This window comes from Candidatus Poribacteria bacterium, from assembly GCA_021295715.1.
Lineage (GTDB): Bacteria > Poribacteria > WGA-4E > WGA-4E > WGA-3G > WGA-3G.
The window spans coordinates 1-11976 of the sequence record JAGWBV010000092.1 but is presented as its reverse complement, the minus strand read 5'-3'; the positions used below and the strand labels follow the sequence as shown (position 1 = coordinate 11976).

The 11976-nt window shown below is 49.8% G+C and carries 10 protein-coding genes; 8 read left to right on the top strand and 2 right to left on the bottom strand.

Annotated elements, in window-relative coordinates:
• Together J4G07_18820 and J4G07_18815 are read right to left on the bottom strand one after the other, a co-directional pair.
• Positions 1-506, bottom strand: a 506-nt coding sequence (locus J4G07_18820) for an alcohol dehydrogenase catalytic domain-containing protein (protein ID MCE2416041.1), incomplete at its 3' end; no start/stop codon positions are given.
• Between the two features lie 55 nt (positions 507-561).
• Positions 562-2235, bottom strand: coding sequence for a long-chain fatty acid--CoA ligase (locus tag J4G07_18815; GenBank protein MCE2416040.1), 1674 nt, complete (start codon positions 2233-2235; stop codon positions 562-564).
• Between the two features lie 283 nt (positions 2236-2518).
• Between J4G07_18815 and J4G07_18810 the strand changes: the two genes are divergently transcribed.
• The 8 genes from J4G07_18810 to J4G07_18775 all read left to right on the top strand — a co-directional run bounded on the left by J4G07_18810 (position 2519) and on the right by J4G07_18775 (position 11787).
• Positions 2519-5311, top strand: a complete 2793-nt coding sequence (locus J4G07_18810) for a TonB-dependent receptor (GenBank protein ID MCE2416039.1) — start codon at positions 2519-2521, stop codon at positions 5309-5311.
• 136 nt (positions 5312-5447) lie between these two features.
• Positions 5448-6011: a c-type cytochrome gene (locus J4G07_18805; protein ID MCE2416038.1), complete on the top strand. Its 564-nt coding sequence runs from the start codon at positions 5448-5450 to the stop codon at positions 6009-6011.
• A 156-nt stretch (positions 6012-6167) separates the two neighbouring features.
• Positions 6168-7232 (top strand): Gfo/Idh/MocA family oxidoreductase, encoded by a 1065-nt coding sequence (locus tag J4G07_18800; GenBank protein MCE2416037.1) that lies wholly within the window; start codon positions 6168-6170, stop codon positions 7230-7232.
• A gap of 3 nt (positions 7233-7235) precedes the next feature.
• Positions 7236-7958, top strand: a complete 723-nt coding sequence (locus J4G07_18795) for a phytanoyl-CoA dioxygenase family protein (protein ID MCE2416036.1) — start codon at positions 7236-7238, stop codon at positions 7956-7958.
• A 136-nt stretch (positions 7959-8094) separates the two neighbouring features.
• Positions 8095-8949 carry a sugar phosphate isomerase/epimerase gene (locus tag J4G07_18790; protein MCE2416035.1) on the top strand — a complete coding sequence of 285 codons (855 nt, stop codon included), beginning with the start codon at positions 8095-8097 and terminating at the stop codon, positions 8947-8949.
• A 54-nt stretch (positions 8950-9003) separates the two neighbouring features.
• Positions 9004-9810, top strand: coding sequence for an RraA family protein (locus J4G07_18785; protein ID MCE2416034.1), 807 nt, complete (start codon positions 9004-9006; stop codon positions 9808-9810).
• 180 nt (positions 9811-9990) lie between these two features.
• On the top strand, positions 9991-10941 hold the full coding sequence (cysK, locus tag J4G07_18780) for a cysteine synthase A (GenBank protein MCE2416033.1): 951 nt from the start codon (positions 9991-9993) through the stop codon (positions 10939-10941).
• A 78-nt stretch (positions 10942-11019) separates the two neighbouring features.
• A complete protein-coding gene (locus tag J4G07_18775) occupies positions 11020-11787 on the top strand; it encodes a phosphoadenylyl-sulfate reductase (protein MCE2416032.1) in 768 nt (255 codons plus the stop codon).
• The last annotated feature ends 189 nt before the right edge of the window (positions 11788-11976 follow it).

Below are 11976 nucleotides of genomic sequence, written 5' to 3'. Positions count from 1 at the left end.
CCGATAATTGCGACTGTATCTCTGGAATTGGCACCTGTCCGCGCGATGGCACGATGTGAAACAGCGAGCGGTTCAACGAGCGCTCCCTGCTCAAACGTCATGTCTTTCGGTAATTTAAACAACCCAGAATAGTGTGTTGACGTGTATTCAGCGAACCCGCCGTGCATACTCGGAGAGACTCCGGTTCTATTGAAACAGAGATTATACTGTCCGGTCTCACAATACTTGCAGGTGCCACAGTGGGCAAAACATTCCACGGCAACCCTGTCGCCGATATCGAATTGCGTTACACCCTCGCCGAGTGCTACGACTATACCACATGTCTCATGCCCTGCGGCATATTCGTGCGATTGCCCCCAATGCCCGAAATAACTGTGCAGGTCACTCCCGCAGATACCGGTCTGTTTTGTATCAACGAGGACAAAGCCCGGAGGCGGTTCGTTCCGTTCGACCTCACGAATTTCAATTTCTTCAATACCTGTGTAGATAGCGGCTTTCATTCTCATTTTTTAATTTTTCCTTGCGGAGAAACGACCGGACTTATGCTTTTGGGTTTTTCGCTCAAGAGTCGCCCTCCACTTCGTTACGGGCTACAGGTTTTGCGATACCAGGAACCTGCGCTCCCCTGTTACCAGTGGATACAAACATTTCTAAAATCGCGCGTTTATCGGACTTTCCGACGCTCGTTTTCGGGATTTCATCAACAACGACAAACCGATCAGGAATCCAAAACTTAGGGAATTCAACAGAGAGGTGTTGGGTAAGGTCCTCTGAGATGTTTTCATCCGCCCATTGTGTGAGGACGATAATAGCGAATGGACGTTCGCCCCACTTCTCATCCGGTACACCGATAACTGCTGCTTCAAGAACAGACGGGTGTTTTAGGAGTGAAGTTTCTAAGGCAATACTTGAAATAGACTCTCCACCACTTCGAATGAGTGCTTTGGCGCGGTCCACAATCTGCACATAACCGTCTACGTCAATAGTGGCAACGTCTCCTGTGCGTAACCAGCCGTCGGCAGTGAAATGTTCCGTTGTAGGCTGAATATTGTAATAGCGACTTGCTGTCCATGGACTGCGCGCTTGTAGTTCCCCGACGACCTCACCATTCCAGGGGAGTTTCGTGAAACCGTTAGATGTTTCAGCTGCGAGGCGGAGTTCAACACCCGGTATGGGCCGTCCTTGCTTCGCTTTAATTCGCCACTTTTCAGCATCCGACAAATTTTGATGCACCCCGCGCAGTTTCGAGAACGTCCCCGTCGGTGACATCTCCGTCATCCCCCAAGCATGGCAAACTTCAACACCGAGATTCTTTTCATAAGCTTCAATGAGTGTAGGTGGCATCGCCTCACCGCCGACTATCAATCTTCGCAACGTGGAGATGTCCTGCTTCCTTTTCAATAATTCGGGATAAACCTTTGCCCAGATTGTTGGCACTCCTGCAGCAACGGTGACACCTGTCTCTGCAATGAGGTCTGCGAGACACACCGGCTTGGCACTGGGAAGCACTATATCCGCACCAGCGAACATAGCTGCATAGGGCAGTCCCCACGCCATCGCGTGGAACATCGGGACGAGCGGCATAACGACATCTGTCTCTGTTAATCCGAAGACATCGGCTTGATTTACAGCAAGTGTGTGGAGAAACATGGAGCGATGGGTATAGAGAACTCCCCGCGGTTCTCCTTGCGTTCCACTGGTGTAGCAAAGCCCCATCGCCCAGTTTTCGTCACGGATATTCCATGAATAGACTGGCTCGGCTTCAGAGAGTAACTGTTCATAAGCAATACCGGGATGCCTGGCGTCCGAATTAAAGTGGATCACCCGATTACATTCAATTTCCGCTCGTAGCTCTTCAAACTCCTCGGCAAACGCGCCATCCACAAAAATGACTCTGTCCTTTGCCTCGCTCACAATCCGTGCCAATTGAACAGCAGTGAGACGAACATTGAGCGGATGAAGTACAGCACCGATGCACGGAATCGCATAGTAGAGTTCCAGATGCTGATAGGTATTGGACGCGTAGGTCCCAACCCTGTCTCCTGGTTGGATAACTTCCAATTGGGCGATAGCGTTCGCTAACCGATTCACGCGCTCGTATAATTCAGAATAGTTGTAACGATGGAAGGTCTGATCGGGCAGAAGTGTGGTAACGCGCTTACTGCCGTGTACACGGTGCGCATGCTCCAAAATCTGTGCAAGCGTCAATGGATAGTTCATCATCAAGCCGTGCATTTTTTTAACGATTAGATTTTCGCTCCGTTTTTTCAGGGTTTTCGATACATATCAAAGGGGCTGGTAAAATCAAGCACTACACAGAAATTCTGCCCATCCATGTCAAAAATTGTTACGGTTCGCGTCTATTTTAGCATAAAAGGAGAGTTTGTGGTTAAAAAACTCATACTTCAGATTTTCTCGACTTTAATTTGCATTTCACGAAAAAAGAACACATAATTAAACTGTTAGGGTTTACGTATAAAACAGATATTGAAAGATGAAAAAAATAGGAGAAAACTAAATGTTAATTTCAGATAATAAACGGTATCTCTGGTATGTTGCCGTCATTTTATTTGGCATCGTATCAGTGATACCAACGGCTATCAGTGCTGATACACTCAAAATAGCCGTTCAAGATCAGAACGGGAATGCTGTATCAGCAGCAAAAGTACAAATTGGAAACCAAGAACAAACAACTGATGAATCCGGAACTACCATGTTTAGCGATGTCACAGGCGCACAGTCGGTGACTGTAACAGCAATCGGATTTTCGAGTAAACGCATTAATACCACTGCCGGACAAACCGAAGCAAGCGTCAGTCTTGCTCCCATTCAAACGATAGAATCCGTTGTGGTCGTCGGAACTCGGAGTATCGGTAGACGAGCTTTACAGGCTCCAGTCCCGATAGAAGTCGTTAACAGAGAACAACTCAGTCTTACGGGTCAATCTGAGACGGGTCGTGTCCTTCAGATGTTAGTTCCGTCCTTTAACTTCTCCAGCTCAAGCATTAGCGATGGCACAGATGCCCTGCGTCCAGCAACGCTGCGAGGCTTGGGACCCGATCAGACGCTTGTGCTTGTCAACGGTAAGCGTCGTCATAAAAGCGCCTTGCTGCACGTTAACACGTCGGTAGGACGTGGGACCGCTGGAACGGACTTCAATGCGATTCCATCCGCGGCGATAGAGCGTATCGAGGTTCTTCGGGATGGCGCGGCGGCACAGTATGGCTCCGATGCTATCGCTGGTGTTATCAACATTGTGCTAAAAGATGACGTTGACACGGGCGATGCCGACATCTATTGGGGGCAAACATACGAAGGCGATGGCGATACATGGAACGGTAACGCCAACTACGGCATGAAAGTCGGTGAATCCGGTTTCCTCAATCTCACCGCTGAATGGCGTGATAGAAAACGGACCAACCGTGCAGGTCTCACAGGGGAACGGCAGTATGACTGGATAGATGTCGACCAAGGCAGACCTCCGGATAAAATGCTTGAAATTGAAAATGATGATGGAACTGTAACCGAAAAACCGGTATGGTTTGACCCGCGCGAATACACCTTTGAACGGCAGAACTTCCGCATTGGAGATGCCGATTCGTCACAAAAAATTGGATTTTATAATTTCGGACTTCCACTCGCCGCGGGTTTAGAACTCTATTCTTTTGGCGGACACTCTTCACGCCAAAACAACAGTGCCGGTTTTTACCGCCGCGCTAACCAAGCCTCGCGGACTGTCACTGAAATCTATCCCGACGGATTCCTACCGGAAATCAATACCGACATTGGGGACACTTCCCTCGCCTTAGGTATAGCATGGACGCATGAGGCGACCGACCTGAATGTCGATGCCAGTGTCAATCACGGCTTGAACACATTCAATTTTTTCATTTCCAACTCCCTGAATGCCTCCTATGGTGCGAGCAGTCCGACCTCCGCAGATGCGGGTGGCTTTGAGCTCTCGCAAACGGTGTTTAACTTAGATGTTACCTATCCACTGGACTACCAATCCTCACTGGTAAACCTCGCAGGCGGTGTCGAGTTCCGTCGAGAAGGTTACGGCATCCACGCTGGCGAACCGCTTTCATGGATTAACGCTGGACTTGGGGCACCGGGTGCCACTGGCGGTATCCAAGTATTCCCCGGTTTCCGACCCGATAACGAATTGGACGAAAGTCGAACCAATATTGCAGGTTATGCCGACTTTGAATCCTATCTCAGTGGACAACCCGGAGCAGGTCTTCTTGTTGGTGCAGCAATGCGCGGTGAGCAGTATAGCGACTTCGGTGCCACCGTCACAGGAAAAGCGACGGCTCGCTATGACTTGACGAAACAGATTGCGGTTCGTGCGGCGGGCAGCACCGGTTTCCGTGCCCCTTCACTGCATCAACTCTACTTCAATAACATCAGCACACAATTCTTGGTAGATGCGACGGATCTTGATGGTGACGGCGATACAACCGAAGTGTTACCCCGCGAACTCGGCACGTTCCGTAACGACAGCGATGCTGCACGTGCACTCGGCATTCCAGAACTGCAGGAAGAGACGGCTTTCAACGTTTCCGGTGGTTTCGTGCTGAAACCGCTTGAGAAGTTGTGGCTCACAGTAGATGGTTTTCTCATCCAAATTGATGATCGCATCGTTTTGAGTGGTAGTTTCAGTGCCGATAAAATTCCCAGTCTCATCGCAGCGGGGGCGAGCAGCGCACAGGTGTTCACAAATGTCGCACAAACACGCACGCAAGGTGTAGATGTCGCAGCGGGTTATCTCCACGCTTTCGACAACGAATCGCTTCTCAATTTGAAGGTTGCGTTGACATGGGCAAACACCGAAATTATTGGTGACGTAGATGCCCCGGAAATCCTCGTCGGGCTTGAAGATACGCTCTTCCCCTCACAGGAACGTTCCATGATTGAGGAGTGGCAGCCGAACACCAGGCTTAACTTCAGCGCAGATTACATCATCGGCGATCTCACCATCGGTGGTGCCTTGCGCTACTTCGGAAGCTACACCGTGCAAGAGGGAAGTGGTGCCGATCCGGCACGGCAAACTTATGGTGGAAAATGGCTTACCGATGTCCAGAGCAACTATCAGTTGAATGAAGGACTCTCATTGACTATCGGTGTGAACAACCTGTTTGACCAGCTGCCCGATCTCAATGAAATTGGTCAGTCGCGGGCTGGAACATTAGAGGACAGCACAGGACACGCCATTGTGGACTCGCCTGGTGTTTTCACGTATTCCAGAAGGTCGGCACCTTTCGGTTTCAATGGCGGACTTTATTACGCAAAGTTATCCTATAATTTTTAAGGGTTGCTAAAATTCAAAAGATGCAGGCGTGGTTTTTAACTGCGCCTTTTTTATTTTTGTTGCACGTATTTTCAGAATTTGCTAAATTGGATCGAGACTTGCACAGAGCCTGAAATTCAAAGGAGAACTTATTGGAATGCATCGAAATTTCTTAATCTTTTGTGCGGCGTTGCTCGTTGTAGGTGCCATTATTACACTGAGCATCAACACTGTTGAAAGCCAGAGCGATAGGGTACAGCGCGGGAAATACCTTGTGGACACAGTGGGTGCGTGTGGACACTGTCATACACCACGGGCTGGTGCCGAATATAATATGGATATGTATCTCGCCGGACATCCAGCGAACGCGCCTTACCCACGCTACAATTTCAGCATGATGCAACAGGGCATCTTCATCCTGACATCAACACAAATGACAGCATTCTCCGGTCCGTTTGGAACGAGTTTTGCTTCAAACCTAACCCCGGATAATGAAACTGGATTGGGCGAATGGACAGAGGAAATGTTCATCCAAGCAATGCGGACTGGACTTCATCAAGGCATAGAAGGCAATCGGAAGATCTTTCCACCGATGCCGACGAAACACTACGCCCAAATGAACGATGAAGACTTAAAAGCAATCTGGTCGTATCTCAGGACAATTAAGCCTGTTAAAAACGAAGTGAGTTCGCCATTGAATTCACGGGGACGACCATATTGAAAGGGTTATCGGTTATCAGTTAAAAGAAACTTCTGTTTAACTAAAAGCCCCGGAGTGTTAACCAATCCCCTTTTCGACAACTGAAAGCCTGGGAAGTAGGCGAACCGATAACTAACAACCCTTCAACTGATAACCAAACATCTGGAGACATTTTTTATGGGATCAGCAAAAAATCCTGTCCGAATCGCTGTCGTTGGTATGGGTATAGGCAAACCCAATGGGATGGCACTCGCCAGCAATCCACGAGGCACTGTTGTCGCGCTCTGCGATTTGCTTGAAGACCGAATGAAAGCCTTCGCCAAGGATCTACCGGACGAGGTCAAATTCTATACAGACTACAAAGCGATGTGCAAAGATAGTGAGATCGACGCAGTGTTTGTTGGCACACCGAATCAGTGGCATGTACCGATAGCATTGGAGGCGGTGCGGAACGGCAAACATGTCATGGTAACGAAACCACTCGCCGATTCCGAGGAAGCGGCTCAGAAACTTGTCACGGAAGCGGAAGCCGCGGGTGTTGTCAATATGATGTCGCTCTCGACGCGCTTCGGAGATACTTGCCAACACCTCGGCACCCTCGCACGCGATAATTATTTTGGTGAACTTTACTATGCCCGTGCGCGAAGTGTGCGTCGCAACGGTATTCCCGCATGGAATCTCGGCTTTATCAAGAAAGGAGGCGGTGCGTTTCGTGATATGGGTGTCCACGTTCTCGATTCCGCGTGGTGGATTCTCGGATTACCGAAACCGGTCGCAGTACTCGGTGCTGCCGGTGCGAAATTTGGTCCGCGCGGACGCGGATACTGGAATCGCAGTCAACCGCCAAAGGAAACCTACGAGCAGTACGAATCAGACGACTACGCGGGTGGTTTCATCACCTTTGAAAATGGGCTCGGTTTACAGGTGGAAAGTTTCTGGGCATCCCACCAACCCGATGAATTCCAGATAGAACTCTTTGGCACGGAAGCCGGCGCGACGATGAGTCCTTTACGGCTCTACCGCACGGACGAATCGGGCACGTCTGAGGATATAAACGTCAATCTGCCACCGGGTAAACACAGCAACTCATGGGATGCGATCGCCGACCACTTCATTGAATGCATTTTAGACGACGTAGAATGCCAAGCACCGCTCCGTCACGGGTTGATTGTTCAACAAATGATGGAAGGATTGCTCAAAAGTGCCGAGACGGGACGTGAGGTTCATATTAAAGAGGCATAACACATGACCCCTGATCTGACGACGCTTCGCGACGATTTCTCAAGGGACGGTTTTGCTATCGCACCGAATTTGTTTACGCGAAGTGAAGTCCAACGTCTCAAATTAGAGTGTATCAACATTCTGGAAGCCGTTAAGGTAGAAACAGGTGCAGTCGCTGGACACGGTGTTTACGTCGGTTTAGCTGCGCGAAGTCCCGTCTTCCAATCAGCAGTCGGTGAGGCGCGGATCCTCGATATTTTGGAAAGCATTTATGCACCGGATATCGAGTTTCTCAGCGACAAAGTGGTTTTCAAGAGCGAGACGACGACCTTCGCCAGTCCTTGGCACCAAGACTGGTCCTATTGGTATGGCGCGCACAAGCTCTCGATCTGGGTCGCGCTTGACGATGCGACCGTTGAGAACGGGTGTCTCAAACTCTTTCCGGGTTCCCATAAATCCGCCATTGTCCACGATGGTGATGCCAGTGATGGCAATGGGTTTGGGAATCGACTCCGTCCGGGTGCCGTTGATGAAAACCGCGCCGTTACTGCAGAGATTGAAGCAGGCGGTGCCGTCTTTTTTCACGACCTGACACTTCACGCCAGCCATCCTAACACATCCGGCGAAGAACGCTGGGTTTGGATTCCGACGTATCGCGACGCGAATGCGGAGGACACCGATTATCCGTGGGCTGTTGCTGCGAAAGTTTTAAGGGGCGAAAAATTAAGGGAAGGGATGGAAGGATAGAAGAATGGAAGGCTGGGAAGAGTGGAAGGGGAAGAGATCGTCTGAATCAGGATTTTCAGGATTAGGAAGTGCCAGCGCGATTCTTGGGACAACCAAGAATTTTCGCTTATTCCGACTCACAACTATAGGAGAAGTTATGTTTAAAAATCTGAGTACCGGTGCAATTGGCATTCGGGCAAATATGACAGAAGGATTAGCGTTAGCAAAAAATTCGGGTTTTGAGGGTCTCGACCTGAACATTGACGAAGCCAATCAACTCGCACAGGAACACTCCGTTCAACACGTCAAAGACCTCTGGTCAGAGGCAGGTATCGCTATGGGCGGATGGGGGTTCGGTGTCAACTGGCGGGGTCCTGAGACTGACTACGATGCCGGTTTAGCGCAGCTGCCCGAACGCGCAGCACTCGCCGCAGAACTCGGTTGCTATCGGACAACCACTGTTGTCGGACCCGCTTCAAATGACATGACCTTTCAGGAAAATTGGGATTTCTCTGTGAAACGGCTGCGTCCTATTGCCGAGATTCTTAAAGAACACGGACATTCAATCGGGCTTGAGTTCATTGGACCCGCAACGAGTCGTAAAGGTTCCAAGTACCTCTTCGCCTATTCGATGGATGCGATGTTAGGGCTTGCCGCGGCGGTCGGGACAGGAAACGTTGGACTGCTATTCGATACATGGCACTGGTACACCTGCCGCTCCACGACTGACGATGTTCGCAAACTCTCTGTATCGGATGTCGTTTACGTCCACATCAACGACGCACCTGCTGGCATTGATCCGTATGATCAGATCGACAATATCAGGTGTCTGCCCGCCGAAACTGGGGTCATCCCGCTCACCGAACTGATGCACATCCTGACGGAGATCGGCTATGAAGGCCCCGTGACACCGGAACCGTTCAGTCAAAAGGTGGCGAGCATGGAGCCCGCAGATGCGGCGAAAGCGACTGCGGAATCATTGGATCAGGTGTGGGAAAACGCAGGTCTGTAGACAAGCATCACTCAATCTCGGTATCGCGAGGTTGTTTTACGGAAGGAATGCGATATGCAACTTATCCACAAAGAGAGCATCCTCGCGATGACCCACTTATGGGAAGGCGACCGATTCCCTGATGGACGGCCCCGCGTCCCGGACGATATTATTCAGCGGATGAAGGCTATCAGTATCGAGCAGGCGTGGGGTGTCTTGAATGGCAACGACTATAAGTTTCAATTCGCTGGCGATTGGATGAATCTCCATCCGGATCGGATCCTCGTCGGTAGAGCGGTGACGTGTGCGTTTGTGCCTGTCCGTCCTGACTTCAACGAGACTATCTCTGCGCAAGGCGAAAAAGAGGGACGCGTCGGCGGTCAAAATTCATGGGTAATCGATACGCTCGTCCGCGATGATGTTATCGTTGTTGATCTGTTTGGTAAAGTGAAGGACGGCACCTTCGCGGGTGACAATCTCGGTAACTCCATCTATGCGAAAACAGGCACAGGTATGGTCATTGAGGGTGGCATCCGAGATCTGGATGGCATCTACGAATTGCCTGATTTTGCTACGTTCGTGCGCGGTGTGGATCCGACAGGTATTGCGAACGTCACACTCACTGGTATCAACATCCCTATTCGTATCGCCGAAGCGACGGTTTTACCGGGAGATGTGGTCTTAGGGAGGCGCGGTGGGGTTATCTTTATTCCCCCGCACTTCGCACAACAGGTCGTTGAGCAAGGCGAAGAGGTGGCTCTACGCGATCGGTTCGGACATCAACGGTTGCGCGAAGGCGTGTACACGCCGGGGGAAATAGACCGAAAATGGTCGGAGGAGATCGAGGCAGACTTTGCGAAATGGTGTGAAAATCAGAAGTAAGAACGGACGAAAGTAACACCTCGTCAGAGTGCATATCTGAAAATGGATTGACGTTTTACGCCTGTGAAAAATTTGACTTTTTGCAGTGTATATGTTATACTTTAAAGTGAAATTTTTTAGGCTATTACGCTTAAAATAGGGGTGTGGCAGCGGTATCGTGTGTTGTTATCCGCCTGAAAAATGAGAATCGCTAAAAATCTGACAGACCTCATCGGGAATACACCAACGATCCGTCTGAATACCTTGCCCGGTAAGGATGATGCGACTCTTTTCGCGAAATTGGAGGCATATAATCCGGGTGGCAGCATCAAGGACCGGATTAGTTATGCGATGGTAGTGGATGCCGAAGAACGCGGTATCCTTAGAAAAGGAGATACCATCGTTGAACCTACCGCCGGTAACACAGGTTTAGGACTCTCCATCGTCGGTATAGCGAAAGGCTACCCTGTAATTTTGACGATGCCAGAAAACGTCAGCCGTGAGAAATACGAACTTCTCTCCGCCTTCGGTGCGAAAATTGTGCTAACACCAGAACATGGTGGTATGGCAAGTGCGATTTGGGAGGCAGAAGAAATTGTCAGAAAACACCCACGGCACTATATGCCGAACCAGTTTACAAATCCCGCGAACCCAGAGATCCATCGACGCACGACTGCGGTCGAAATTCTCAAAGCCATCGGTAGCGACATCGATTTTATCGTTATCGGGGTCGGAACAGGTGGGACACTAACAGGCGTTGGGGAAGTATTGAAGACAGAATGCCCGCGTGTGAAAGTTGTTGCAGTGGAACCGCGGGTTTCAGCCGTGCTTTCTGGGGGTCCTCCAAATCCGACGCGAATTGATGGTCTCGGCGCGGGGATGATCCCCGAAGTGCTCAATGTAGATGTCATTGATGAAGTCATCACCGTCTCCGAAGAAGAAGCCTACCAAACGATGAAATCAATTTCAACAAGCGAAGGTTTGTTAGTCGGTATGTCGTCGGGTGCGAATGTCTACGCTGCCTTAGAGGTTGCAAAAGACCAAGGACCGGATAAAACTGTCGTTACGATTCTTCCCGACACAGGGGAACGTTATTTCAGTTTGAGTCGTTACTTTGAAATCGAATCGGACATCATGGAGGTACTCCCTTAACGTATCCTGTATGGAAACCAAGTGGAGTCTGCCTACTACTATGCTGTGGACGGAAACTGAACGGAGCCGCCTACTACTATGAAGCCAAGTGCCAAAGAATTGAATTATTCAGTAGACGACGCTCTCTGTCAAGAAATTGCCTTGACGGAGGCCCCTCAAGAAATCCTTTTTTCTCTGTTCAAGCGGTTCAAAGAGCGCGCTGCAATCGTCACGAGTGGACAACTTTCGGGCATGGTGCTGATTCACCTTGCTGCTGAAAACCAATTGCCGTTCCGAGTCTGTACGCTTGACACACTTCGACTCTTCCCCGAGACATACGCTTTTCTTGAACAGGCAGAGACGCGTTACGGTATCCAGATTGAACAGATCCAGCCTGATCCCGAAGACGTCCATCAGATGGTAACGGAGCATGGCGAATATCTGTTTTTTGACAGTAAAGCGAAACAGGAACATTGTTGTCACATCCGAAAAGTGCGTCCGATGCAACGGCTCTTGGAAACATTGGATGTCTGGATAACTGGTTTACGGCGAGATCAGTCGGATGCGAGACAACAACTCCGAAGAGCAGAAATTATATCCTCAACGACACATCCGGTGCTTAAGGTCAATCCGCTGATTCAGTGGACAGCCGATGAGGTGTGGGAATTTGTCCGTGAAAATGAAATTCCCGTGAATCCGTTGCTTGAAGCGGATGCCCAAGGCCATTATTATGAATCGCTTGGGTGCACCATTTGCACAACGCCAATAAAGCCGGGTGAATCGAAACGCGCGGGACGATGGCGTTGGCAGAACGCGCCCGCTTCAGAAGAAAATACCAAAGAGTGTGGATTACACTACTCGATTTAATGGCTGTCAGCAAGATGGCTGTCGGAAACCGTTAGCCGTCGGCTTTTAGTAAAGAGGCTTCCTGATAAAGTAGAGTCCTCTTTCTGACTACTGACCGCTGATGGCTCATAAAAAAGGAGTCGTTCCTAAAGGTATCTAAATCTATTTTTCCTTTGCTTTTTCTATGTTTAACGGCAAATGTAGGCATTT